The sequence below is a fragment of the Dactylosporangium sp. NPDC000244 genome (genome assembly GCF_040300725.1).
Lineage (GTDB): Bacteria > Actinomycetota > Actinomycetes > Mycobacteriales > Micromonosporaceae > Dactylosporangium.
In genome coordinates this window covers 360,019-385,409 of the sequence record NZ_JBEPEH010000002.1, presented here as the reverse complement: position 1 = coordinate 385,409, position 25,391 = coordinate 360,019, and the positions used below count along the sequence as shown (strand labels likewise).

Annotated in this window: 22 protein-coding genes; 15 read left to right on the top strand and 7 right to left on the bottom strand. The window is 72.3% G+C overall.

Annotated elements, in window-relative coordinates; genetic code table 11:
• The first annotated feature begins 80 nt into the window (after positions 1-80).
• The gene (eccB, locus tag ABT369_RS04190) at positions 81-1,427 is read left to right on the top strand and encodes a type VII secretion protein EccB (RefSeq protein WP_350610217.1); all 1,347 of its coding nucleotides are present in this window, start codon (positions 81-83) and stop codon (positions 1,425-1,427) included.
• On the opposite strand, the gene ABT369_RS04185 is transcribed toward eccB, so the two are convergent.
• A complete protein-coding gene (locus tag ABT369_RS04185; RefSeq protein WP_350610216.1) occupies positions 1,428-2,225 on the bottom strand; it encodes a DNA adenine methylase in 798 nt (265 codons plus the stop codon). It abuts the gene before it with no gap.
• 219 nt (positions 2,226-2,444) lie between these two features.
• Between ABT369_RS04185 and ABT369_RS04180 the strand changes: the two genes are divergently transcribed.
• Together ABT369_RS04180 and ABT369_RS04175 are read left to right on the top strand one after the other, a co-directional pair.
• The gene (locus ABT369_RS04180) at positions 2,445-2,771 is read left to right on the top strand and encodes a WXG100 family type VII secretion target (RefSeq protein WP_350610215.1); all 327 of its coding nucleotides are present in this window, start codon (positions 2,445-2,447) and stop codon (positions 2,769-2,771) included.
• Positions 2,772-2,785: 14 nt separating this feature from the next.
• On the top strand, positions 2,786-3,085 hold the full coding sequence (locus ABT369_RS04175; protein ID WP_350610214.1) for a WXG100 family type VII secretion target: 300 nt from the start codon (positions 2,786-2,788) through the stop codon (positions 3,083-3,085).
• Between the two features lie 56 nt (positions 3,086-3,141).
• On the opposite strand, the gene mycP is transcribed toward ABT369_RS04175, so the two are convergent.
• Positions 3,142-4,386 (bottom strand): type VII secretion-associated serine protease mycosin, encoded by a 1,245-nt coding sequence (mycP, locus tag ABT369_RS04170; RefSeq protein WP_502891694.1) that lies wholly within the window; start codon positions 4,384-4,386, stop codon positions 3,142-3,144.
• Between the two features lie 248 nt (positions 4,387-4,634).
• Between mycP and ABT369_RS57910 the strand changes: the two genes are divergently transcribed.
• Both ABT369_RS57910 and ABT369_RS04160 read left to right on the top strand, forming a co-directional pair.
• Positions 4,635-8,714 carry an SseB family protein gene (locus tag ABT369_RS57910; RefSeq protein WP_502891693.1) on the top strand — a complete coding sequence of 1,360 codons (4,080 nt, stop codon included), beginning with the start codon at positions 4,635-4,637 and terminating at the stop codon, positions 8,712-8,714.
• A complete protein-coding gene (locus tag ABT369_RS04160; protein ID WP_350610212.1) occupies positions 8,711-9,076 on the top strand; it encodes a UCP033725 family protein in 366 nt (121 codons plus the stop codon). Before ABT369_RS57910 ends, ABT369_RS04160 begins: the two co-directional genes overlap by 4 nt.
• Positions 9,077-9,200: 124 nt before the next feature.
• Here the strand turns inward: ABT369_RS04160 and ABT369_RS04155 are convergent, their stop codons facing one another.
• On the bottom strand, positions 9,201-10,124 hold the full coding sequence (locus ABT369_RS04155; protein WP_350610211.1) for an alpha/beta fold hydrolase: 924 nt from the start codon (positions 10,122-10,124) through the stop codon (positions 9,201-9,203).
• 62 nt (positions 10,125-10,186) lie between these two features.
• On the opposite strand from ABT369_RS04155, the gene ABT369_RS04150 reads away from it, so the two are divergent.
• From ABT369_RS04150 to ABT369_RS04140, 3 genes are all read left to right on the top strand, one after another.
• The gene (locus ABT369_RS04150) at positions 10,187-11,284 is read left to right on the top strand and encodes a C45 family autoproteolytic acyltransferase/hydrolase (protein ID WP_350610210.1); all 1,098 of its coding nucleotides are present in this window, start codon (positions 10,187-10,189) and stop codon (positions 11,282-11,284) included.
• 257 nt (positions 11,285-11,541) lie between these two features.
• Positions 11,542-13,527 carry a DUF1800 domain-containing protein gene (locus ABT369_RS04145; RefSeq protein WP_350610209.1) on the top strand — a complete coding sequence of 662 codons (1,986 nt, stop codon included), beginning with the start codon at positions 11,542-11,544 and terminating at the stop codon, positions 13,525-13,527.
• A gap of 22 nt (positions 13,528-13,549) precedes the next feature.
• A complete protein-coding gene (locus ABT369_RS04140) occupies positions 13,550-14,920 on the top strand; it encodes a DUF1501 domain-containing protein (protein ID WP_350610208.1) in 1,371 nt (456 codons plus the stop codon).
• A 77-nt stretch (positions 14,921-14,997) separates the two neighbouring features.
• Here ABT369_RS04140 and ABT369_RS04135 read toward each other — a convergent pair whose 3' ends face one another.
• Together ABT369_RS04135 and acs are read right to left on the bottom strand one after the other, a co-directional pair.
• Entirely contained in the window at positions 14,998-15,606 is a 609-nt protein-coding gene (locus ABT369_RS04135; RefSeq protein ID WP_350610207.1) for a tetratricopeptide repeat protein, read from the bottom strand.
• Between the two features lie 295 nt (positions 15,607-15,901).
• Complete coding sequence (gene acs, locus ABT369_RS04130; protein WP_350610206.1) at positions 15,902-17,866, bottom strand: acetate--CoA ligase; 1,965 nt, start codon at positions 17,864-17,866, stop codon at positions 15,902-15,904.
• Positions 17,867-17,986: 120 nt separating this feature from the next.
• Here acs and ABT369_RS04125 point away from each other — a divergent pair, with 120 nt between their 5' ends.
• Positions 17,987-18,724, top strand: coding sequence for a Fic family protein (locus ABT369_RS04125; protein WP_350610205.1), 738 nt, complete (start codon positions 17,987-17,989; stop codon positions 18,722-18,724).
• A 24-nt stretch (positions 18,725-18,748) separates the two neighbouring features.
• Here the strand turns inward: ABT369_RS04125 and ABT369_RS04120 are convergent, their stop codons facing one another.
• Positions 18,749-19,036 carry a hypothetical protein gene (locus ABT369_RS04120; RefSeq protein ID WP_350610204.1) on the bottom strand — a complete coding sequence of 96 codons (288 nt, stop codon included), beginning with the start codon at positions 19,034-19,036 and terminating at the stop codon, positions 18,749-18,751.
• A gap of 369 nt (positions 19,037-19,405) precedes the next feature.
• Positions 19,406-20,239 carry an HAD family hydrolase gene (locus ABT369_RS04115; protein WP_350610329.1) on the bottom strand — a complete coding sequence of 278 codons (834 nt, stop codon included), beginning with the start codon at positions 20,237-20,239 and terminating at the stop codon, positions 19,406-19,408.
• A gap of 683 nt (positions 20,240-20,922) precedes the next feature.
• Here ABT369_RS04115 and ssd point away from each other — a divergent pair.
• From ssd to ABT369_RS04085, 6 genes are all read left to right on the top strand, one after another.
• Positions 20,923-21,987 (top strand): septum site-determining protein Ssd, encoded by a 1,065-nt coding sequence (ssd, locus tag ABT369_RS04110; protein WP_350610203.1) that lies wholly within the window; start codon positions 20,923-20,925, stop codon positions 21,985-21,987.
• Positions 21,984-23,132: a TadA family conjugal transfer-associated ATPase gene (locus tag ABT369_RS04105; RefSeq protein WP_350610202.1), complete on the top strand. Its 1,149-nt coding sequence runs from the start codon at positions 21,984-21,986 to the stop codon at positions 23,130-23,132. Before ssd ends, ABT369_RS04105 begins: the two co-directional genes overlap by 4 nt.
• Entirely contained in the window at positions 23,129-23,968 is an 840-nt protein-coding gene (locus tag ABT369_RS04100) for a type II secretion system F family protein (RefSeq protein ID WP_350610201.1), read from the top strand. The genes ABT369_RS04105 and ABT369_RS04100 overlap by 4 nt, the downstream gene beginning before the upstream one ends.
• Entirely contained in the window at positions 23,968-24,111 is a 144-nt protein-coding gene (locus tag ABT369_RS04095) for a hypothetical protein (RefSeq protein WP_350610200.1), read from the top strand. Before ABT369_RS04100 ends, ABT369_RS04095 begins: the two co-directional genes overlap by 1 nt.
• Positions 24,108-24,713 carry a type II secretion system F family protein gene (locus tag ABT369_RS04090; RefSeq protein WP_350610199.1) on the top strand — a complete coding sequence of 202 codons (606 nt, stop codon included), beginning with the start codon at positions 24,108-24,110 and terminating at the stop codon, positions 24,711-24,713. Before ABT369_RS04095 ends, ABT369_RS04090 begins: the two co-directional genes overlap by 4 nt.
• A gap of 292 nt (positions 24,714-25,005) precedes the next feature.
• Positions 25,006-25,185, top strand: coding sequence for a DUF4244 domain-containing protein (locus ABT369_RS04085; RefSeq protein ID WP_350610198.1), 180 nt, complete (start codon positions 25,006-25,008; stop codon positions 25,183-25,185).
• Positions 25,186-25,391: the final 206 nt, after the last annotated feature.

Sequence of the window (25,391 nt, the reverse complement as noted above, 5' to 3'; positions counted from 1 at the left end):
GTCCCCGCCGACATATCGCCCCCCGCCGATGAAGTGAGGGACTTATCGTATGGCGCCGGTACGACAATTTTGGGGGGCCGATGGCGTCGCGGCAGGACCAGCTGCAGTCGTACCAGTTCGTGGTCCAGCGGGTCGTCTCCGCCCTCGTCGTCCGCGACACCGATCCTGCTCAGCCGCCATTTCGCCGGGTCGCGGGGGCCACGCTGGTCGGCGTTCTGCTCGCCGCGCTCGGGGTCGGCGGCGCGGCCGTGGTCGGGGCGCTGCGCCCTGGGAGTTCTGGCAAATGGCGCAACGACAAGGCGGTGATCGTCGAGCAGGAGTCGGGAGCCCTGTTCGTGTACCGCGACGAGGTCCTCCACCCCGTCCTCAACCAGGCGTCCGCGCTGCTCATCCTCGGCTCGGCCGGCGCGCCGACGGTCGTCGTGTCCCGCTCGGCGCTGTCCGGGGCGCCGCGCGGCGAGACCCTGGGCATCCCGGGCGCGCCGAGCTCGCTGCCGCCCGCTTCCGCCCTGCTCAAGGGCCCGTGGGCGGTGTGCTCGACGCCCGACGGGTCGGTGCTTTTCGTGGGTGGGGGGCCTTCAGGTGGTACACCCGCAGCCGACAAAGGCCTGCTGATGACCTCCGCGGACCAGCAGACCTATCTGCTGTGGCACGGGTTCAAGCACCTCGTCCGGCAGCCCGCCGCGGCCCTGCCCGCGCTGGTCTGGTCCGCGCGACCGCGGGTGGCGGCGGCGCAGGCGCTGCTGCACGCGGTACCGAGCGGAACCGACCTCGTCACCCCGGCCGTGCCGGACCGCGGAAGGTCGGTGCCCGCCGGCCGAATCGGGCAGCTGTACGGCGTGTCGGCCGGGCAACGCACCGACGCGTTCGTCGTCACCGCCGACGGGCTCGCATCGGTCACGCCGTTGCAGGCCCAGCTCCTGCTCGCCGCGCCCGAGACGCAGAGCGTGCAGCCGGGCGGGAAGCTCCTGCCGCTCAGCCCCGCGGAGTTCTCCGCGCTGGTGCAGGGCCGGCAGGTCAGGGCGTTCGCGCCGGACCCGGGTGCCGACGGTGCGCTGCCCGCCGTGCCGCCGGAGCTGGTCGACAGCCCTCCCCACGCGGTGTGTACCGCCGATGCCCTCACCCTCGACCCCCAGCTCCCCGACCTCACGCACGCGCTGCGCACGGCCGCGGCCACGGCGGAGGGCGCGGTGCTGGCCGACCGCGTGGTGGTCCGGCCCGGAAGCGGCGCGCTGGTGCGGACGGACACGGGTGTGGTCACCCTGGTCACCGATCTCGGGAGGCGCCACACCGTGCCGGTGCCCGACGCGTTGGGCGCTCTCGGGTTCGGCGGCGAGCAGCCCGTCACCGTGCCGAGTCAACTGGTCGCGCTGCTGCCCGCGGGTCCGGCCCTCGACCCGGGCGCGGCCGCCGCCGTCGTGGGCTGATCAGTAGTTCGTCAGCACCAGGTCGAAGCTCGCTCGGGCGGATGCGCGCAGGTTGATGTCGCGGCGCGTGGCCATGCGAGTCTCGTTGAAGCCGGCGTAGATCTGCCGCGTCGCGTCGGTGTCGCTGTTCGTCATCGTCAGGAACACCCCGCGCCTCGACGCGTCGTGCATCGCGGCCGCCAGCCGTTCGTGGTCGGCATTTCGGAACTGCCCCGGCGTGTACCGCTTGAAATCCGCGAACCCACCCTCGGGCAGATACGGAGGGTCCAGGAACACCCAGTCGCCCGCGGCCGCCTCGCGCAGCGCGTCGGCGAAGTCGCACAGGCGCACGTCGGCTCCCGCGAGCGCCTGGGAGGCCTCCAGGAGCGTTTCGCGGCGATAGTACGGGCGGTCGTAGGCCCCATAGGGAGCGTTGAACGCGCCGCGGCGGTTGACGCGCCACAGGCCCCGGAAGGAGGTCTTGTTGAGGTAGATGACCCGCGCGGCCCGCTCGACCGGGCCCAGGCTCGCGGGGTCCTGGCGCCGGACGAGCTCGAACTCCTCGGGCGTGTTCGCCATCGCGTCCAGACGCTCCATCACCGCCTCCGGCTGGGCGGCGACGGCCTGGAAGCAGGCCACGAGCTCGGGGTTGGCGTCGGAGAGCACCGCCTTGGCCGGGCGCAGCTCGAAGAAGACGGCGGCGCTGCCCATGAACGGTTCCCAGTAGCGGCCGGTGAACGGCGGCGCGGCGGCGACGAGCTGGGCGGCGTACCGCGTCTTGCCGCCGGCCCACTTGATGAACGAGCGGCCCTCCGCCATGCCGGACATCTTAGAGCCCGGCACCCACCGCGGCCCCGGTTCGACCGTTGGGCGAAATGCCGGAAGTTATCCACAGCGAAGCATTGGGACTGGTGGGGGATCGGTCGAGGCCGATACGGTCGGCCTGTTTTCGGGCTGACCAAGGGTTATCGGCCGCTGTCGTTGCGTACAGGGCTCCGGGCCGGCCCACGTCCACAAGGAGAAACGGGGTGATCGCCGGTGGTGCAGACCACGCAGGCGCAACAGGCCGAGCTCAGCTCGGCCGCGCAGCGGTTCGAGCAGGTCAACGGCGAGCTGCAGGGCATGCTCAACACGTTGATGCGGGAGCTGGAAGTGACCCGCGCGGGGTGGCAGGGGGCCGGCGGGCGCACCTTCGAGCAGGTGAAGCTCGCGTTCAAGCACGACCAGGGCGTGCTCAACCGGAACCTGCTCGAGACGTCCGAGGGCCTGCGCACGGCGGGGCGGAACTACGGCGCCACCGATGCCGAGGCGGCCGGGGCGATGCGCCGCGCCGGGAACGCCGACCTGTCCGCGCTCGGCGGCTGAGGCCGGAGGCTCACATGGACGACATGCTGGTAGTCGACTTCGGGGCGCTCGAGCACACGAGCCAGTCCATCCAGACCGCGCTCAACACGCTGCACTCGCGCCTCGACGAGGTGTCGCAGCTCGGCAAGCGCCTCACGGGCGGCTGGGAGGGCGACGCCAAGGACGCCTACGCGCTGCGGCAGGCGAACTGGGAACGGGCCGGCACCGACCTCGCGCAGATGCTGCGCGACATCAAGGTGGGTGTCGAAGAGGCGATGCAGCGGTACCAGGAGACCGAGGCCCGCAACACGCACCTCTTCCCGGGCAGTGGCTGACGCACGGCTCCCGGCGTCAGTGGGCGGCGCACCTCTGCAGAAGAGGGGCGCTGCCCTCAGCTTTGGGAGCCGAACGCCGGTGCCGTGCGGTCCGCGGCCGGCTCGGGTGCGGGCCGGAGCGCTCGGAGGCCGGGCCGCCAGCCGCGCCGGCGTCCTCGGGGGAGGATCACGGCCACGGCGAGCGCCAGGAGCATCGCGGCCAGGCCCGCCCAGGCCCAGCCCAGCGTCGTTCGGGTGGCCGCGGCTCGCGCGGCGGCGTCACGCCGGCCGGGTTCGGCCAGGGCTCGGGTGCCCGGGTCCGGCGAGGCTCCGGTGAGCTCGGTGAGGGCGCGGAAGGGATTCAGGACCCCGGCGCCGTAGCCCGGCCCGGCCGGTCCGCCGTCGGCGGTCGCGATGAGACGGGCGGCCACTTCCGGGGCGGAGAGCTCGGGACGGTACTGGCGCAGGAGCGCGGCCGCCGCCGACACGAACGGGGCGGCGAAGCTGGTGCCGTCCATCGTCGCCCATCCCTCCGGTGTTGCGGTCGTCACAATCCCCGAGCCGGGGGCGACCAGGTCCACGTACGCGCCGGTCTGCGACGACGGGGCCCGCCGCCCGTCCGGCGTGATCGAGCCGACGCCGATGACGCCGTCGTAGGCCGCCGGGTACGGGGTGCGGTTGCCCCGCTCGGCGTCGTTGCCCACCGCGGCCACGACCACGACGTCGTTGCGCTGGGCGAACGCGACGGCGTCGCGGACGGAGGCATCGTCGGAGTACGACACCAGCGAGAGGTTGATGACCCGCGCCTTGTGGGCGACGGCGTCGCGGATCGCGTTGGCGAGTCCGGCGGGCGTGCCGCGGCGGCCGGTCAGGGTGCCGTTGTCGCCCTCGATCTGCTCGCTGACGCGCAGGGCGAGGATCGTGGCCGCCGGGGCCAGGCCGCGAAACGCCGTCGCCGGGGACGGGCGGGCCGCGATGATGCCCGCGACGCCGGTGCCGTGGCCGACGCAGTCGAGCGCGGAGTCGCCGCCGTCGAGCTGGTCGGGGCCGGGCTGGACGGCGTCGCGCAGCTGGGGATTGCGCGCGTCGACGCCGGAGTCGACGACCGCGACCACGATTCCGTGGCCGTCGGCAAGAGCGTTGAGCCTTGACTGGTCGTACCGCTGCGAAGGCCACGGCACCCCGGTCGGCGCGGGCTCGGGCCGGCGTGGCGGGCTCGGGCAGGCGCCGGGGGCCCAAGCGTGCGCGATCGGGCTCATGCTGAGCATTGCCGCAAAAGTCGACAAAGCCACCAAAGCGGTCGAGATGCGCCGGCGGGGCATGGGCGTCATGCTAGGGGCTGAGGCATCGATGGGCTGCCCCGTTGCTGCGCTCCTGTCGTCCGACTCGACGGGTTCAGACGTCGAATGGCTCGTACGGGTGCCGCGAATGAGACAGCCCTGTGAGCCCCCGGCCTTCGATCGCTATGCTGGCCGAAGCGCTTGCTCGCGTCGTACCCCTCGAATTGCCGTGGCCATATAGGTTAGGTTTCGCGACGCGGCGGTTTCCGAGCCCGAAGAGGGGGTGGCCGTTGAGCGAGTGGGAGCCGGCCACCGAGGCCGAGGTCGCCATGCGTGACGCGCTGCGCGCAAACGACCAGGAGCAGTATTTCCGCATCCTGGCGCGCACCGACGTCCTGCTGCCGATCGCGCCCGACAGCTCGTCCGGCAGCGACGGCGGGTGGGGCACCTGGACCACCGAGGGCCGCACGCACGTGCTCGCCTTCAGTTCCCCGTCCGCGCTGCAGGAGTGCCTCGCGGGGCACCCCGGCACGCACCGGCGGGTGCCGTTCCGCGATCTCGCGGGGATCTGGCCCAACGTCGAGTGGTGGCTCGCGGTCAATCCGGGGCTGCCCATCGAGGGCTACCTGCCGTCGTGGTTCGTGACCCAGATCAGCCGCGGCGATGTCCGGCTGCCCGGGCGCACCCTCGGGGCGCGGGCGCGCATGGAGCAGGCGTCGCAGCGCACCCGCGCGACCGCGCAGGTGCCCGTCCGCCCGGTGCCCACCCAGCCCGCGCCGACGCCGATCGAGCGGCAGCGCATGAAGGCGGAGCAGCCCCCGGCGCCCCCGGTCCCGCCCGCGCCGCCTCGGCGTGAGGTACCAATGCCGGATGTGGCGCCTCCGGGGGCCTTCCTGCCCACTCGGGCGGATCGCCCGATCAACTTCGAGCGCTCCGCGGGCCGGCCCTTCACGCCCCCGCCGGCCGCGCCCGCTCGTCCCGCGCCTCCGCCGCCCGTCGACAACGGCCCGACCTCGCCCGCGCCCACCTCGGGTGCCGGGTCGGTCCGCGGCCGAGCGTCGTTCCCGGGTGCGGCCCCGCGCGCGCTCTTCGACGACTCCGACCGCAAGCCGCTGGACGTGCCGGGGGAGCGCGAGCTGTTCTCGGGCGTCGAGCGTCCCGCATCGGGTCCGCCCGCCGAGCGCCCGCCGTCCGGCCTGCCCGGGCGTCCGACCGGCCGCCCCTCCCGCGCGCTCAGCGACCCCGGCCCGCCCATGCGGCCGGCGGCCGATCCCGGCCTGCCCCAGCGACCCGCCAACGACTCCGGCCTGCCGCAGCGACCGGCCGGGGACTCCGGGCTGCCCCAGCGACCCGCGGGAGACTCCGGCCTGCCCCAGCGCCCGGCCGGCGACTCCGGTCTGCCCTCCAGGCCCGCCGGGGGCGGCGACGAGGGCGGGGATCCGCGTCGGTACTGGCCGCGCCGCGAGCCCGCGCGCAGCCTCGGCGAGATCTACACCGAGCACGCGGAGGCGGTCATTCCGGCCGCGTGGCAGCCGCCGCCCGACCTTCCGCTGACGTCGGGGCCGCCGTTGCCGACGCGGCAGCCGCAGACCTCGCGGCCGGAGGCCGACTCGCAGCCGACGTTCCGCCCCGGTGGGACGCTGCCGCAGCGACCGGGTTCGGGCACCGGCCCGCGCTCGGGGGAGCCGCTGCCGTCCCGGCCGGTCCAGGGCGAGCCCCTGCCGACCCGGCCGATTTCGGGCGAGGTCCTGCCGCCGCGGCCGGGTGCCGCGGACTCCGGTTCGTACCGCTCCGGCGCCTATCGCTCCGGCGACCCGCTGTCGTCCCGGCCGGTCCCCGCCGAGCCTGCGCCGTACGCGCCCGCCGAGCCGGCGCCCTACCCGCCCGCCGAGCCCGTCGCGCCCAGCGAGGCGACGCAGCCGATCCGGTCCGGGTGGACCGGCTCCGCCGACGTTCGCCCCGGCCGGCCCGGACTCGCCGCCCGCAGCGGCGGCGAGGCCTTCCAGCCCGCCGAGCCCCCGAACGGCGGCCAGTCGTGGTCGCAGGCCGCATCTGCCGCCGCACCCACCACCCCGACGCCGGTATCGCCGGCACCCGCGCCCGAGCCGGACCCGTCCGCGCCGCTGCCGTTCGATCGCCCGGTGTTCGACCGCCCCGGCTTCAGCCGCCTCGACGTCGAGAGCCCCGAGGCCGACGAGACCCCGTCCAAGTCCTTCGGCGACACGTCCGCAGGAGCGCACAGCGCCGGCTTCGGCCGCGCGGCCGGCCTCGACGAGCACCCGTTCTTCGCCGACGGGCCCGACGCGGGCGGCCGGGGCCTGTTCGATCCGCCTCCGCGCCCGCAGCAGCCGCTCGCCGAGCCGGCGCGCCCCGAGAGTGGCCAGACCTCCTGGGCGGACAGCTTCGATCCGCCTTCGCGCCCGCAACAGCCGCCCGCCGAGCCGGCGCGCCCCGAAAGTAGCCAGACCTCCTGGGCGGACAGCGCGTGGGCGAACAGTCAGCCCGCCGAGCAGCCGTTCTCCGCCTGGGGCACCCAGTCGCCGGCCGAGCCTGTCGTCGACGAGGCCCCGGGGGCGTTCTTCAGCGGGCGGCCCGAGGTGCAGCCGCCGGCCGCGGAGCCGCCGCAGGGCTTCTTCGGGGACCCGCCGGCCCGCGAGGACGAGCAGCGCCCGTTCTTCGAGGACGAGGCGGAGCCGCGGCCGTTCAACGCATTCGGCGAGTCCCGGACGGACGACCCGCCGGTCCGCGACCCGTACGCCGCGCTCGCCGACCTCCGCTCCGAGCCCGAGAACGAGCCGGCTCAGCCGTCGTTCGCCTCGGGCATGCAGTCGCTCGCCGAGCACCCGCCCGTGACCGATCCCGAGCCCGCTCCGGCCTGGAACGAGCGCCCGGAGTCGACGTGGACGGACACGCGCCCGTCGGCGGACGCGCCCACGGGCGAGAACACCGGCTCGTTCTTCCTGCCCGGCCCCGCCCGCGACGCCGAGTCCGCGCCCGTGGCGGCCGAGCCGTCACTCGCACTCCGCTCGTTCTTCGAGGACGGCGAGGCCGAGCGCCCCGACTTCCAGCAGTCCGTGGTCCAGGACCTCCCGAAGCTCGACGACCAGAGCACCGCGCCGCCGAGCGAGGCCGCGTCCGCCAGCGGGTTCCGGCCCGTGATGGATGACGCGCTTCCGACCACGGGGCAGGGGTACCAGGCCGACGCCGAGGCGGGTCAGGACGCCGGGTTCTCGTGGGCGTACCAGGACGAAACCCCGCAGCCGCCGGAGTCCGTGGTCGAGCCCGAGATCGTCGACGACGCCCCGGTGCGGCTGCACGACGAGATCGTCGACGCCGAGGTCGTGACCCCGCCGCCGGCCCCCGCGCCCGTGCCGGAGCCGGAGCCGGAGCGGCCGAAGGTGCCCGCGGCCGACTTCCGCCCGGCGAACACGGTCGAGAAGGACCTGTTCGAGGCCGTCCAGGCCAACAGCACCGACCGGTTCCTGTCCACGCTGCTGCTGGCCAAGGTGCTGATCCCGTTCTGGACCGGCGACGGGCCCGTGGAGCCGGCGAGGTGGCGCACCGAGCACATGAACGGCCTGCCGCACCTCGTCGTGTTCACGTCGCAGGAGCGCATGTCCGAGCGGCTCGGCGAGGACGCGCGCGGCAGCTGGATCAAGTTCACGCGCCTGATCCGGCAGTGGCCGCCCGGCGACCAGCTGGCGTTCGCGATCAACCCGGAGTCGCCCTCCGGCGCCGTCCTGCCCGGCACCGAGGTCATCCAGCTCGCGAGCTGGGCGACCGAGATGGGGCTCGGCGTCGACGACCCGGACGAGCAGCCCGTTGCCGCGGCGCCCAAGCCGGAGCCGCAGCCGGCTCAGCGCCCCGCGTACGAGCCGCCCGGCTCGGGCCTCGAGCAGGTCATGCAGAAGCCGATCTCGCCCGAGCAGCTCTCGTACTACCTCGAGCGCAACTACGACCGCGTCTCGGGCTTCGTGCACCGCGCCGGCGAGGTCGGCCACCTCGAGACGCCCGAGCAGCTCTACAACGCGCTGGGCCTCGGTTACGCCGGGTCGTCGTTCAAGCCCGACGCCGACGAGGCCTACGTCCTGCGCTGGATCGCCTACCGCGGCGACCTGTACCGGATCCCTTACGGCGGGTCGTCGCCCGAGGCCATGCGCGCGATGGAGGGCTGGGTCATCGAGCGCCCGCCGTTCCGCGGCAACGGCTTCGCCCCGAGCGAGACGAGCGACGTCATCGCCGAGTTCAAGGTCGACAGCGCGCGCCTGCCGCACAACGCCGAGCTGTGGCGCCTGCGCCGCGACGGCCGTCAGGACCTCATCGCCCGCCTCGACGCCGACGGGCCGGCCTGGCGGAGGGCGACCCCGTGATCCGAGACGGCTACGCGGCGCGGTGGCTCGGCGCCGAGTACGAGGCCAGCCCCGACGGCGACGACGTCCGGCTCTACCGCCCCGACTCGAGCGACGGCTTCGAGGAGGTCCGCCCGGGCCGCTACCGCCGCATCGTCGCGCGCGGCGACGTCGACGAACTCGTCTACGTCCGAACGACCTGCTTCTGGCGCGACCAGCCGTTCATCGTCCTGGGCGAGCACGACGGCTGGTTCCGCGTCGAATACACCGGCGGCCGCGCCCCGGTCGCCGCCGAGCTCGGCCTCGAGGAGTTCGACTACGGCGTCTACCAGGGCTGGGCCCCGCGCGCCGAGGTCAGTGACCTGCGCGAATACCGCGTATGACCATGGCTCGGGCCGCGTCACCTGCGGACCGTTGCTCCCGCCAGACAATAGGGCGATCCGAGGGCCTTCGGCCGGAGGGATCGCCCTAGCCAGGTCCGCGGGGCAAGAGCGAAAGAACCCGCGCTCAGCCGGCCTTGGCCCAGCGGATGATCTCGCCCGTCACGAGGTCGGGCTGCTCGAGGTGCGGGAAGTGCGCCGCGTTCGGCAGGAGCCGCCACTCGTACTCGGCCAGCACGTATCGGCCGGATCCCTGGGCCGTGCGGGGCAGCACCGCCGGGTCCAGTGCGCCGTGCAGTTGGAGCGTCGGGGCCGTGATCGGCTGCTGCAGGAGCTTCACGAAGCGGTACCCCTGCAGCCGCAGCGCCGAGCGAACCGCCCAGCGATAGGTCTCCAGGGCGCAGAAGGCCGCCTGCGGAATCTGCATCGCGGAGCGGCAGCAGGCCTCGTACTCGCGGTACGACTCCCGGGAAGTCCATTCCGGGGAACCCCACCGGCGCAGGTAGTCACCGACCAGCGCGGCGTCGTGGCGCGTCAGGACGTGCTCGAAGCGGGGCACCTGGAAGCGCAGCACCGGCTTGGCCGCGGCCAGCTGGCCCCGCGGGTCGGTCGCGAGCCCGGCGCGTAGCCGCAGCGGGTGGGCGGCGCCCAGGACGACCAGGCGGCGGACCATCTTCGGGTGGAACGCGGCGGTGGCCCAGCCGATCATCCCGCCGTACCCCGAGCCGACCAGGATCGCGCTGCGCTCGCCCAGGGCGCGGATGAGCCCGGCGACGTCGCCGGCCATCGTGTACCCGTCGTAACCGCGCGGCGGCTTGTCGCTCGCCCCGTAGCCGCGCAGGTCGACGGCGACCGCGCGGAAGCCGGCGTCGGCGAGGGCCGGGAGCTGGTTGTGCCAGGCGTACCAGAACTCCGGGAACCCGTGCAGGAACAGCACCAGCGGTCCGGTGCCGGCCTCCACCACGTGGAATCGGTTGCCGTTGGCGCTCACGAAACGGTGCGACCACGGCCCGTCGATCATGACGCACGTGTCGTCTATCGCGGGGTTCATGCCGCTCAGCGTAGGGCCAAGCCGGTCGAAATCACGCCAGGCGACCGGCTAGCGTTCAGCCCATGTACCCGCCGTTGCCGTTGATTTCCGCCACCGGCACTCCCCGTAAGTGCGGCATCACGTACGGTTCGGTCGCAGCTCACGCAATTGCCGCGAACACCGCGAACTACCTGACCCGTTTCGCCGCGGTCGGCATCGACGTCGAGCAGGCCCGCGGTTACGGAGCGCTGTTTCGTGACGCGGCCCACCGTCACGCACCGCGAGTGGCCGAAATGCTCGACGGCGTGGCCGAGGGCGCCCGGGTGGATGTCGACGAGATCTACGCCCTCAACGGCCGCACGGAGCTGCTGTACAGCGCCAACCCCGGTGCCGAGCCGAGCGAGTGCACCGCGATCGCCGTGCTCGATCAGCGCACCGCCGGCGGGCACACGCTGCTCGCGCAGAACTGGGACTGGCATCCCGACCAGCGCCCCTATGCGCTGCTGCTCGACACGACCGATGAGCTCGGCCGCCGTGTGCTCGCGCTCACCGAGGCCGGCATGCTCGCCAAGGCCGGGCTCAACGACGCCGGGCTCGGCGTCTGCGTCAACATGCTCGGCACCGAGCACGACCGGCGCGACGGCGGTGTGCCCTACCACGTCCTGCTCCGCGCCGCCCTCGATGCTCCGCACCTGGGTGCCGCGCTCAGGGCCGTGTGCGCCGTCCCGCGCGGCGCGAGCATCAACCTGCTCATGGGCCAGGCCTTCGCCGACGGCACGCCGGGCGAGGCGATCGACGTCGAGGTCGCCCCCGGTGACGTGGGATTCCTGCACCCGTCCGACGGCGTGATCACGCACGCGAACCACTTCGAGAGCGCGCTTCGCGCCGTCGACACGCTCAAGTGCATCGGCAGCTCCTCGTTCTTCCGCTCGGCCCGGGCGCGCCGCCTGCTCGGGGACGGGCTCATCGACGAGGACCGGATCAAGGCGGTGCTGCGCGACCACGGCGGGTTCCCGCAGTCCATCTGCCGCCACGACGAGCCGGGCGCCGCCGAGGCGGACCGGACCGAATCGCTGTTCGCGCTCGTCCTCGACCTCGACGAACGGCGTATGTCGATCGCCCACGGGCCCACGTGCGCCGGGGTGGAGTACCGACACATTCGCATGGACGAATCAGCCTGAATCGGACACCTCACGAATTGCAACGACACCTTAAATGTACCTGTGTAAACCGTTCCTTAACCGCCCCGTTGTTACAAGTGTTTCAGCAGCTCAGGAGCGCATTCAAGGCTACTGTCACAGCGCCGGTGACCTTGGGTCACCGCGGTTGTCTTAAGTCCTGGTCAGCACGCTTCAAGCTCGGGTTGTACGGCATCTGAGCAGCCACTACCTTCCGATCGACAAATGCGCGCCCCCATTCGTCTGATCGGGACCGGTAGATGAACGAGCGTTACGACCCGTACGCCGACGACTCGTACTACGAGTCCGGCTACGAGGACCAGACCGGTCGCTACGGCCGGCCGGGCTACGGCGACCCCCGCTCCGCCGGGCCGCGCGGGAACGGTTCGATGCCCGCCGACCGCGGCGGCTCCGGGCCGCACTTCTACGACCCGAACGCGATGCCCCGCGGCCGCGAAAGCCTGCCGGACATCGACGACGAGGCGGACTACGACGACGAGCGGTCGAGCTGGCGCCGGCGCACCGCGATGATCGCGATCGGCGGCGGCGCGGCCGCGCTGATCGGCGGCGGCGCGTACGCCGTGACGCAGTTCTTCGGCAAGGGCGCGCACCCGGGCACCGACCCGGCCGCGGCCGACGCCCCGGTGGACAACACCATCCCGGCGTACGTCGACCAGAACCAGAGCCTCATGAACGGCGAGGCGGGCCTGGGCATCCGCAAGAACACGCCCACGTCCGGCGCCTCCTTCGGCACCCCGAACGACGCCTCCAAGGCCGCCATGGTCAAGGCGAACACCGTGCTGCCGAAGAAGGACCCGGTTCGCCACCTGGCCAGCCGGCTCACGTTCGGGCCGACCACCAAGGTCATCAGCGACATCAACAAGCTGGGCATCAACGGCTGGATCGACAAGCAGCTCAAGCCCGAGACGATCCCGCTGACCCGGGGCGAGCAGAAGGCCGACGCCGAGCTCGTGACCTATGCGATGTCGTACGACCAGCTCAAGGCCCAGCGCGACGACCTGGACAAGAAGGGCATCCACGCGGATGACCAGAACGTCCGGTACGCGATCGCCAAGCAGATCTTCAGCGACCGCCAGCTCTTCGAGATGATGGTCGACTTCTTCCAGGACTTCCTGCACGTCGCGGCCTTCCACGACGGCAACGAGCTGACCCGTGCGTCCTTCGACCGCGACGTGATCCGCAAGTACGCGCTCGGCAACTACGTCGACATGTTCGTGGCCGCGAACAAGCACCCGGCGCTGCTGCGCTACCTCGACCAGCAGGACTCGACGAAGGACCAGGTCAACGAGAACCTCGCCCGCGAGAACCTCGAGCTCTACACCGTCGGGGCCTTCAACGGGTACAACGAGACCGACGTGCGCCAGGCCGCCATGCTGCAGACCGGGCGCAGCATCCGGGACAACCAGTACGTGTACCGGCCGGAGCAGCACTACGTCGGTCCCGTGAAGATCATGGGCTTCACGCACCCGAACGGCGACGCCAAGGCGGGCGAGGCGGTGCAGGAGGCGTACTTCCGGTACATCGCGCTGCACCCGAACACGGCGCAGTACATGGCGCAGAACCTCGCGACGCGATTCGTGTCCGACGTCCCGCCGAAGACCCTCGTCGACGCGATGGCCAAGACGTACCTCGACAAGAAGAGCAACATGTCGGCGGTACTGATGACGATGCTGTCGCGCACGGAGTTCTGGGAGTCCGTCGGGCAGAAGGTGCGCCGGCCGGGCGAATACCTGACCGCCACCTACCGCGCGCTCGACATCGGCGCGGACGCCCCGGCCAACTTCACGTCGAACAACACGAACGTGAGCCCGATGGTCCAGGGCCTCGGCGACATCATGCGCAAGCTCGAGGAGTTCGGCCACGCGCCGATGGAGCTGCCCACGCCGAACGGGTACGCCGACGTGTACGTCGCCTGGACCTCGGCCGGCACCATGGTCAACCAGTGGAACGACGCGTACACCGCGATCACCGGCGGCCGGCGCCAGTTCACGTGGACCAAGCCCGAGGCGCTCATCGCCAACCCGCCGGGCACCGCGGGCGCATACCTCGACGCGCTCACCAAGAAGCTCATCAACGTGACGCTCGACAACGACCGCAAGACCGCGATCCTGCACATCGTGAGCCCGACGATGACCGCCTCCACCCCGGTGGACGCCACGTTCAACGGCGGCATCGCGTCGGTCATGCGCGCGATCTTCGCCACTCCCCACCACCACCTCCGGTAGGCGGCACACCATGGAGAAGCCAGTGCGGAAGAAGTTGCTCCACCCGGAGGTCCCGGACCTGCTGCGGCTCGGTCCCAACCGCTTCGAGGCCGCCCTGCGGGCCGAGGCCGAGGTGGTGAAGGAAGAGCAGAAGAGCGTTCGCGACCGGTACCTCGAGCTGTCCCGGCAGGAGGACGAGCAGGAGGACGGCCGGGGCGTCACCCGCCGCAAGTTCTTCGTCGGCGCCGCGGCCACCACCACGGCCCTCGCGACGAGCCAGTTCATCACCACGCAGGCCTCGTTCGCGGCCACCCCGACGGGCACGCTCATCCACGTGTTCCTCTACGGCGGGGCCGACGCCCTCTCGCTCTTCGCGCCGATGAACGACGCGACCCTGAACCGGGTCCGGCCGAGCTTCACGCTGCCGGAGAACACCTCGATCGCGCTCGACCGCGGGTTCGGGCTCAACGAGTCGTTCGCGCCGCTGAAGAAGTACCTCGACGCCGGCCAGCTCGCGTTCATCCCCGGCGTCAGCGACCGTCGGCTCGACCGCAGCCACTTCGCCGCCACGGACACCTGCCAGCTCGGCGGGCTCCCGGCCGAGACGGGCGGCATGGGCTGGCTGACGAACCTGGCCGACAAGCTCGGCCCCGGCACGGCATTCCGCGCGGTCGGCATCGGCTCGACGCTGCCCCGCTCCCTAGTCGGCGGCGGCGGCGCCCTGGCCCTCAACAGCGTGGCGTCGCTGAACGTCAACGGCGACGGCAAGTTCCGCCAGCCGACCGTCGACGCGATCAAGACGCTCTTCACCGGCGTCGACCACCCGATCGCGACCCCGGTCAAGGCCGGCATCGACGCGCTCACGCTCGCGAGCAAGCTGGCGCAGGAGGGCTACACGCCGGCGAACAACGCGAAGTACACCGGCGTCGGCAACGCCTTCAAGGAGCTCGCCCAGCTGATCAAGGGCGGCGCCAACGTCCGCATCGCCACGATCGGCATGGGCGGCTGGGACACCCACGAGAACCAGGGCACCCGGGGCGGCTACCTCGCCCAGCACTTCGGCGAGCTCGCGTCGGGCATGGCCGCGTTCTTCGACGACCTCGGCGCCGACCTCTCCGCCAACGTCACCGTGATGGTCTCGAGCGAGTTCGGCCGGCGCGTAGCCGAGAACGGCGGCGGCAGCGACCACGGCCACGGCGGCGGCGTGATCGTGCTGTCCGGCAAGAAGCTGGCGGGCAAGCTGCTGGGCACCTGGAACGGCCTCGACACCCTGGTCAACGGCGACGTGCCGGAGATGAACAACATGTTCTCGGTGTTCGGCTCCGTCGCGCAGGGCCGCTTCGGGCTGACGGATGCGGAGGTCGGCCAGATCTTCCCGCGCCAGACCTACACTCCAGTGAAGATCTACGCGTAGCTCCACCTACGCGTTCCAGGGGCGGCCCCGGTCCCGGGGGCCGCCCCTCTTTCCGTGCTTTCCGTGCGTCCCGGCTTTCAGCCCGATTCGGCGAGAACCTCCGCGGCCTGCCGCTCCTCCAGGACCAGGGAGTCGATGTGGTCGGGCGGCAGGCCCAGCGTCTGGCGCACCCGGAACCGCCCATTGGCGAGCATCAAGACGTCGAAGTCGGTGTGCAGATCGCTGCCCTGCAGGTCGGCGAGGTGCCCCAGCCGGCTGACGAGGCCGGCGGTGAACCAGCGGGCGGCCTGCTGCGGGTAGCCGTTGGTCTCGAGGGCCTCGCCGATCATGACGTACACGTCGAGGTTCTCCGGATGCAGGCGCCGGACCGTGGCGATCAGCGCGAGGGCCTCGTCGTCGCGGTTCCGGTCGAGCAGGAACGAGGCGTACATGGCCTGGGTGCTGCCGGGCTCGGCGTCCTCGATGCCGAGCGCCTCGCGGAACACCTCTTCGGCCCGGTCGTGCTCGCCGAGCATGGCGTAGTACTCGCCGGCATGGCAGAGGCTCTCGGCGTGTTCGGCGCAGCGGTGCCCGGCATGCACCGCAGTGAGAGCATCGGCGTGCGCGCGCCGCTCGGCGTCGGTCAGCGGCAGGAAATACTCATCGCCGGGCCGGTACTGCCCGTGCTTGCCACGTTTGCGTGCCATGACAGACCACCCTAGCGGCGCCGCCACGGTGCGCGACGGCCGTGGTGTGCGTCGGAGGCGGCGACCTTGGCGTGGGGCGGGGCCATGGTTCGCCGGCTGCCGTCTCGGGCAGGGCTCGGGTGCGGCGTCGGCGTCGATTGGCTCGTGCTCGGTTCTTCTGGTGGGGCGGCGACTTCTTTTGGTGGGAACGTGAGCAGGTCGGGCGTGACGCCATGGGCCTGGGTGTCGACGCGTCGGCCGCCGGACTCGGGGCGTTGTGCGTCCCGAATCCGGCGGCCGTGTCAGCGAGTGAGCGTCAGTCCTCGGCCTTGCCGGACTGCATGCCCGACGCGATGAGGTCCATGACGGTCGAGTCCTGCAGCGTGGTCACGTCGCCCAGGCTGCGGTTCTCGGCGACGTCGCGCAGCAGGCGGCGCATGATCTTGCCCGAGCGGGTCTTCGGCAGCTCCGCGACGAGCATGATCTGGCGGGGCTTCGCGATCGGGCCGAGGGTCTTCGCGACGTGGTTGCGCAGCTCCTGGATCAGGGCCTCGCCCGCCTCGCCCTCGGTTTCGACGCCGCCGCGCGGGATGGTGAACGCGACGATCGCCTGGCCCGTGGTCGGGTCGGTCGCGCCCACGACCGCCGCCTCGGCCACCTTCGGGTGGCTGACCAGCGCCGACTCGACCTCGGTGGTGGAGATGTTGTGGCCCGAGACGAGCATGACGTCGTCGACCCGGCCGAGCAGCCACAGGTCGCCGTCGTTGTCCTTCTTGGCGCCGTCGCCGGCGAAGTACATGCCGTCGAAGCGCGACCAGTAGGTCTCCTTGAACCGCTCGTCGTCGCCCCAGATCGTGCGGAGCATCGAGGGCCACGGCTCGCGGAGCACGAGGTAACCGCCGCCGCCGTTGGGCACCGAGTTGGCCTGGTCGTCGACCACGTCGGCGGAGATGCCGGGCAGGGGCCGCATGGCCGAGCCGGGCTTGGCCGCCGTCACGCCGGGCAGCGGGGAGATCATGATGGCGCCGGTCTCGGTCTGCCACCACGTGTCCACGATCGGACAGCGGTCACCGCCGATGTTCTCGCGATACCACATCCAGGCCTCGGGGTTGATCGGCTCACCGACCGAGCCCAGCAGGCGCAGCGACGACAGGTCGAACTGCTTGGGGATGTCGTCGCCCCACTTCATGAAGGTGCGGATCGCGGTCGGCGCGGTGTAGAGGATCGTCACGCCGTATTTCTGCACGATCTCCCAGAACCGGCCGCGGTGCGGGGTGTCGGGCGTTCCCTCGTACATGACCTGGGTGGCGCCGTTGGACAGCGGCCCGTAGACGATGTAGCTGTGCCCGGTGACCCAGCCGATGTCGGCGGTGCACCAGTAGACATCGCTGTCGGGCTTGAGGTCGAACACGGCGTGATGGGTGAAGCTGGCCTGGGTGAGGTAGCCGCCCGACGTGTGCAGGATGCCCTTGGGCTTGGCCGTGGTGCCCGAGGTGTAGAGGATGAAGAGCGGGTGCTCGGCGTCGAACGGCTGCGCGGCGTGCTCGGGGGCGGCGGTCTCCACCGTCTCGTGCCACCACAGGTCGCGCTCGGCGTTCCACTCGACGTCCTGGCCGGTGCGCCGGACCACGAGGACCTTCTCGATGCTCGGGGTGTTGACGACGGCCTCGTCGACGATGCTCTTGAGACCGCTGGGCTTGCCGCGGCGGAAGCCGCCGTCGGCGGTGATGACCAGCTTGGCGCTGGCGTCGTTGATGCGGCCGCTGAGCGAGTCGGCCGAGAAGCCGCCGAAGACGACCGAGTGTGTGGCGCCGATGCGGGCGCAGGCGAGCATCGCGACCGCGGCCTCGGGGATCATCGGCAGGTAGATCGCGACCCGGTCGCCGGCCACGACGCCGAGGTCGGTGAGCGCGTTGGCGGCCTGGCAGACCGAGCGGTGCAGGTCGGCGTAGGTGATCGTGCGGGTGTCGCCCGGCTCGCCCTCGAAGTGGATGGCGACCTTGTCGCCGCGGCCGGCCTCGATGTGGCGATCGAGGCAGTTGTAGGCCACGTTGAGCTGCCCGCCCACGAACCACTTCGCGAACGGCGGGTTGGACCAGTCCAGCACCTGGTCCCACTCCTTGGCCCAGCTCAGCCGGTGTGCCTGCTGCTCCCAGAACGCGAGGCGGTCCGCCCGGGCCTCGGCGTAGGCGCCTTCGGTGAGGTTGGCGGCGGCGGCGAACTCGGCAGGCGGCGGGAACTGCCGTGTCTCGTTGAGAAGGTTTTCCAAGGTCTCGCTCATCGCAGATGGCTCCTCGATGTGGTCCAGCTCTCGCACTGAGGCTAGTTGGGGGGTGTGACAGAAAAGAAGGCGCCTCTTCTCTAAACTTTGTTCACAGTAGCGGGACTGTACCGTCAACGGGTGCCGTCCGACCCCCTCGCCCCGCTGCTGGATCTCGCCGACGTCCGCCCCGCGCTCGATCAGGCCCGCGCGGCGGTCGACGCCGCCATGCGCCACCGGGCGCTGCGCCGCTCGGGTGGGCCGGTAGCAGCCGAGATCGCGCTGCGCACCTCGGTCGCCAGCGCCGCGCTCGACACCCACGGCTTCGATCTGGAGGGCGTGCGGGCGGGCGTGGTCACCGACCCCGTCGTGCAGGGTGCGCTGCGGGCCACGGCCGCGCTGGACGGGCTGTCGGGGACGTGGACGAAGGCGCCACGGCAGGTGCTGGCCAAGCTGCACACGCTGGTCGCGCGGGACGTGGTGGCCGCCGGCGAGCTGGGCCGGCCGGCCGACCCGGGTGTCGTGCCGCGCCTGGACGCGCTGGCCGCGCTGGTCACCGGGGGCACGAACGCGCCGGTGTTGTTGCAGGCGGCGGTGGTACACGGGGAATTGCTGGCGCTCAAGGCCTTCGCCGGGCCCAACGGGGTCGTCGCCCGAGCCGCGGCCCGGCTGACCCTCGTGGCGGGCGGGCTGGACCCGCGGGGACTGCTCGCGATGGATGTGGGGCACCGCAGCCGCGAACCCGAGTACGTCGGGTCGGCCAACGCGTTTGCCACCGGTACACCTGATGGCATTCGATCATGGCTGCGTCATTTCTCCGCGGCGACCGAGCGCGCCGCGGAGGAGTTGCTCGACGTGTGCGAGAAGGCCGCAGGGTAGGGGGTCCCCGCGGCCTTCCGGCACTCAGTTGCTGCTGCGGGCCCGAGCCGCCTTGACCACGTTGATGATCAGCACGATCGGCACGATGAACACGTACCAGATGATGTAGACCGACTCGGGGTCGCCGATCAGCAGGTACAGCCCGTAGCCGATGAAGGCCACGCCGATCACGACGTTGAGCACGCGCTGGCCGACCGAGTTGAGGCCGAAGCCGATCGCGCCGATGGCGATGCAGATGAGGCCGCTGACGCAGAGCAGGCCGATGTAGGCCAGCTCCTGGCCCGCGCTGATCTCACCTAGAGCAGCGTTCATGGGTGTTGCCTCCGGGGATGGATGGGGGTATGGCTGCGACAGCCTAGATCGCGTCTGCGATCTTTTGTGCCCCGTTTTCCCCGGACACAGTGGACGGCGCCTCGGTTGGGAGGCGCCGCCACACACGTCCGATCCGGGTTACCATGCGAGCACCTGAGTCCGTTGTCAGCGGTCCTTGCGGTTCCGCTGCAACGCGCCTACCGCGGCTGATCGCTCGTGGGTGCCCGGCGGCCGTGCACGAGGCCTTGACCTCGCACTTCCTTTTCTACGCCGCGTGAGGTCCGATCGGAACCCCCGAGCGCCAGAATGTGACTGGTGGGGCTCAGGAGGCGGGTGTCGCGGCGAGCCTGATCGCCATGACCGCGCTGCTCAGGAGGCGGGCGCTGCGGCCAGCTGGGCCGCTCGGGCCTTGCGGTGTTTGCTGTAGAGCGCGAGCCCGATCGCCACGACCGCGCCCAGCCCGATCGCGGCCGCCGCCACCGGCACGGCGGGGCGTTCGCGCAGGCGCCGGCTCAGCGGGATCGGGTGGCGGAAGTCGAGCATCGGCCAGCCGCGTTCGACCGCGATCCGGCGCAGCCCCCGGTCGGGGTTGACCGCGGTGGGGTGCCCGACCAGGCTCAGCAGCCCGGCGTCGGTGACCGAGTCGGAGTAGGCGTAGCAGGACGTCAGGTCGTAGTCGCGCTCGGTGGCGAGCTCCTTGACCGCGACGACCTTGTTCGGGCCCGCCGCGTAGAAGTCGATCTCTCCCGTGTAGCAACCGTCCTCGCCGACGTTCATGCGCGTGGCGATGATGTCGGTGATGCCGAGCTGCTCGCCGATCGGCCGGACCATCTCGTCGCCGGAGGTGGAGACGAGCACCACGTCGCGGCCCGCGGCGCGGTGTTCCTCGATCAACAGTGCGGCCTCGGCATAGATATACGGATTGATCAACTCGTCGAGTGTTTCCCGCACGATCTGCCGGACCTGCTCGGCGCGCCAGCCTTTGACCAGCGCCGCAAGATAGTCCCTGGTGCGAGCCATGGTCTGTTCGTCGGAGCCGCCGCCGACGCGGAAAATCAGTTGTGCGTAGGCACCTTTGATGACATCGCGGCGGCTGATCAGCCCGTCGCGATAGAACGGTCGACCGAAGGCCAAGGCACTCGACTTGGCGATCACCGTCTTGTCCAGATCGAAAAACGCGGCGCTACGCCCCACGGCGGGCAAGTGTAGCGTCGCGAGGCGGTCCGTGGTGTCCGGACTTGTCCAAAGCCGGTCCAAGGCCAGTCCAAAGGCCGACTGGATCACGCTCGGTCGCGTGCGATCACGCCTGAGTTACCCCACAGTGAAATATTGATTGGTGTCCTGGGCGTGTTGCGGGCCGGTCCTACTCGACGTATGGCGGTCGACTCAGGCATGCTTATGTTTGCGACGAGGTTTCACGTCATCATGGCGGAGCCCCGTTATTGACCCTCGGCGGTTGCACCCCCCGTAACCGCTGAGCGGGTTCGGCTCGACCCCCCCGGAGCCGAACCCCCGGCGACCCCCGTCACCCCCCGGCGGGGGTCGTCCCCTTCTCAGGCGCTTTCGCGCTTCGTGTGAGTTGCCGGATTTCGGCCACATGGCCTTTTGGGCGGCGGCTGCGGACATTCGCGGCGGTTAGCCCGTATTGACGCCGGGTGCTTTGTTGAGCGTTCACGGTTTCATGTTTTCGATTCGGTACCCGTAGGATCCCGCGCCCGTCCTGTCCGAATTTGTCAGCTTTCTCATAGCAGATCGACAGCGTCCGGGGACGTTGTCCACAAGCGGTCGGTTATCCACAGATCCGGCCCCGACGTCGAGCGGGCGGCGGTCCGAGCAGTCCAGGGTGGGCGCAGCCAGCCGAACCGCTCACGACCGTGGAGCCCTCCGTGCACCGACCACTGCTCGTCTCCGACGACCCCGCGCTGCTCGACCAGCTCGTCGACCTCGCCAACCGGCACGCGCTCGAGCTCGACGTGGCGCCCGGCCCCGATGTCGCCCGGCGCCGATATCGCTCCGCACCGCTCGTGCTCATCGGCGACGAGGCCGCGCCCGCACTCGTGCGCGCCGGGCTGCCCGAGCGCGCGGGGGTGATGCTGCTGACCCGAAGCCCTGGGATGGAACGGGTCGCGGGCCTCGCCGAGCACCTCGGTGCCGAGCGGATCGTGCGGATTCCCGACGGGGAGCCGTACCTCGTGCGCGAACTCCGCCGCGTCGCCACCGCCGTCCGCGGGCGGGTGCTGGCGTGCATCGGCGGCCGGGGCGGTGCCGGCGCGACGGTGCTTGCCGCCGGGCTCGCGCTCACCGCGGGTCGCGCCGGACTGAGCACCCTGCTCGTGGACGCCGACCCGCTCGGTGGCGGCGCCGACCTCGCGCTCGGCTGGGAGAAGCTCAAGGGCCTGCGCTGGCCCGCGATCGAGGACGCCGCCGACCCCGCCGACCTCCTCGCCGCCCTGCCCAGCCGCGAGGGCGTGGCGCTGCTGTCCTGCGGCCGCGACCCGGACACCGCCGGCGGGCTCCCGCCCGCGGCCATGGCCACCGCGCTCGACGCCGGCGGCCGCGGCCGCGACCTCGTGGTGGCCGACCTGCCCCGGCGCCTCGACGACGCCGCGACCCTGGCACTGCGGGCCGCCGACCTGGTGCTGCTCGTCGTCCCGGCCGAGATGCGCGCCTGCATGGCGGCCGCGCGCGTCGCCGCGACCCTTGCCCCGCACACCGATGCCGTCCAGATCGTCGTACGGGACCCGGGCCAGGTGCGGCCCCGCCAGATCGGCGACGTGCTGCGGCTGCCCGTCGCGGGCGCCCTGCACTCCGAGCGCGAGCTGCCCGCCCGCCTCGAGCGCGGCGGCGGCCCGGCGCACGACCGCCGCGGCTCGCTCGTCGCGCTCTGCCGCCACATCCTTGGCGGCGTCGGCCTCGGCCCGGTCAGTCCCGAGGCGGGAGCGGCAGCGTGAAGACCGGCACGACCCCACGCCTCGCGAAAACCGGCACGACCCCGCGCCTCGCGACACCCCCGGCCCTGCCCGCCATCGCCGGACGGCTCGCCGACGAGATGGCCGGCACCGGCCCGCTCGCGACGCTACTGGCCGACCCGAGCGTGACGGACGTGCTCGTCAACGGCGGCGAGATCTGGGTCGACCGCGGCGAGGGCAGCCTGCGGCGCGTGGCCGGGTCGATGGGCGACGAGGCCTACGTGCGCAAGCTCGCCCAGCGCCTCGCCTCCAACGCCGGCCGGCGCCTGGACGACGCGAGCCCGTTCGTGGACGTGCGCCTGCCCGACGGCACCCGCATGCACGCGGTTTTGCCGCCGGTGGCGCTGCGCGGACCGTACCTGTCGCTGCGCACCTTCCGCCGGCGCGCGTTCACCCTCGACGAGCTCGTGCGCTGCGGCACGCTCGACCCGGGCGCGGCCGGGCTGCTGCGGGCGGTGGTGGCGGCCCGGCTGCCGTATCTCGTGACCGGCGGCACGGGCACCGGCAAGACCACGGTGCTCGCCTCGCTGCTGTCGATCGTCCCGTTCGGCGAGCGCCTCGTGATCGTCGAGGACGCCGCGGAGCTGCGCCCGGCCCACCCGCACGTGGTCGCGCTGCAGGCCCGGGTCGCCAACGTCGAGGGCGCCGGCCAGGTGACCCTGCGCGACCTGGTGCGCCAGGCCCTGCGGATGCGCCCCGACCGGCTCATCGTGGGCGAGTGCCGCGGCGCGGAGATCATCGACCTGCTCGGCGCCCTGAACACCGGGCACGAGGGCGGGGCGGCCACGCTGCACGCCAACTCACCCGCCGACGTGCCGGCCCGGCTGGAGGCGCTGGGGCTCCTCGGGGGTGTGCCGCGGGCGGCCCTGCACGCGATGGTCGTCTCCGCGCTGCGGATCGTCGTGCACCTGCACCGCACCGCCACGGGCCGTCGCGAGCTCACCGAGATCTGTGTGCTCGCGCGGCACCCGGACCGTCACACCGCGGTCGTGATCACCGCTTGGCGGCGCGGGAGCGGGCCGGGGCCGGGCGCTACCGATCTCGCCGAGATGCTGGCGGCTCGGGGCGTGGAGGCGCCCGAGGCGGAGGGGCGCTGGAAGTACACGCCCGAGGGCGGCTGGTCGTGACCGCCATCGACCTGGCTCTGGTGGCCGGGGCACTGCTGGTGACGGGATGGGTCGCCTTCTGGCTGTGCGCCCGGAGCCCGGCCGCTCGCCTGGCGCGCGTGAGCCGGGAGGCGCGGCGCCGTCCCAACACGCGGCCCCGGCTGGAGCAACTGCTGCTGCGGCGGCCGGCGCGCGTGTGTTCGGCGGTGCCGCTGCTGGGCGCGGGCGGGGCACTCGTGATCGAGGGGCCGGTCGCGGCGTTGCTCATCGGGGTGTACTCCCTGATGGCCCTCCTCGCCGTCCGCCGCCACCTGCTCCGGCGAGACGGCGAGCGGCTCGTGACGGGCCTGCTCGACGCCGTGGACGCAACGGCCGAGGGCCTGCGGGCGGGAGCGCTGTCCGACGGCTCGAACCTGAACGCTCTGCTCGCGGACCCGGCTCCCTCGAAGGGCGTCCCGATCGCGGGCTCCACCGCGAGCGGTGGTCCGGTGCGCTCGGACGGGCCCGCGGTGGAAGCGGCCCGGGCTCGGCTCGGCGCGGCGTACCGGCTCAGCGAGAGCCTCGGCGTCCCGCTCGTCGAACTGCTCGAACGCGTCGAGGCCGACCTGCGGTCCGGGCAGGCCCTGCGCGCCGACATGGCCGCACAGCTGGCCGGGGCCCAGACCTCGACCGCGGTGCTGCTCCCGTTGCCGCTGCTCGGCCTATGGGTGGGCGCGTCGGTCGGCGTCGACCCGGCCCGGCAGCTCCTGCACACACATCTCGGCGCCGCGTGCGCGGTGACCGCGGTCGGGATGCAGTGGCTGGGCCTGCTGTGGACGAGCCGGATGGTCAGCGCGGCGACGGCGGAGGTCCGCTGATGGAGGCCTGGATCTGCTGGCGGCTCCCGCTCGGCCCGCGGGTGTCCGTGTCGTTCGGCTGCTGGCTCGTGGGACCGCACGTGGCTCGCGGCGGCCTCGGGATCGGCGTCCTGGTCGGTGGCCGGGTGGAGGTGCGGTCGTGAAGGCCTGGAAGCGCTGGCCGGCCGCGTTGGCGGCCGGGGCGGCGACGGCGCTGGCCGTCGGCGGAGGCAACGGGGTCGTCGTCGGGCTGGTCGTGGCCGGCGGGTGCTTCGTGATGCTCGGCCGCGCGGAGCCGGCTCATGTGCGGCGGGAGCGGGCGACCGCCCGGTCCGATCTGCCCTTCGCGGCGGATCTGCTCGCGGCCGCGCTGCGGGCCGGTGCGCCGCCCGATCGCGCCGCGCTCGCAGTCGGGGAAGCGCTTGGCGGGCCGGTCGGCGAGCGGCTCGTCCGGGCCGGGAGGGCGCTGCGGCTCGGGGCGTCGCCCGAGAAGGCCTGGGGGCAGCTGGCCGATCTGCCGGGCGGGGAGCGATTCGCTCGGGCCGCGACTCGTAGTGCGGAGCATGGGCTCGCGCTCACGCGGACGCTCGACCGGCAGGCTTCCGACCTGCGGGTGGCCCGGGCGGCGGCCGCCGGCGCCTCGGTTCGGCGCGTGGGGGTGCTCGCGATCCTGCCGGTGGCGATGTGCTTCGTGCCCGCGTTCGTCCTTGTCGGGATCGTGCCGCTCCTCGCCGCGTTCGTCCGTGGCGTCTTCACCGCGCTGTGAGGTGTGCCGTTCCCATCGCGCGGCGAGGGCTGCTCCCACCGCGCGGCGAGGGCTGCTCCCACCGCGCGGTAAGGGCTGCTTCCGCGGTGGTGGGAGTCCGCGCTCCGTGTGGCGCGCTGCCTCGCCGTGTCTTCACCGCGCTGTGAGCGTGCCGCGCCCGCCGCGGCGAGGGCTGCTCCCGCCGCGCGGCGAGGGCTGCACGCGAGGCGGTGAAAGTCCGCGCTCCGTGTGGCGCGCCGCCTCGCTGCGCTGAACCGACACAACGAGAAGTCCCAATTCCTGAAGGAGAGACATGCACGTGGCAAAAGACCGTTTTCTGGCCCTGGTTCGGCGGGACGACGGGGCGATTTCCATCGAGTACGCGGCGTTGGTCATCGTCGGGATCATCATCGTCGGGGTGCTGCTCGGCATCGCTCACTCGGATGCGATGCGGGTCCACCTCACCGAGCTGATCATGAAGGACCCGGCGTGACTGCCCGGGGGAGGGCGGCCGTTCCGCCGTGGCGCGGGTTCTTCGCGCCAGTCACGCCGGTCACGCTTCCGGTCGAGACCGTCCCGGAGCCGAAGCCGAAGCCGGCGTCGGCATCGGCGTCGGGCAAGAGTGCGCGGCATCGGCGAAGACGGGCGGTGGCGGCCAGTCATCGAGGGCATCGCGAGCGCGGGTCGGCCGCGCTCGAG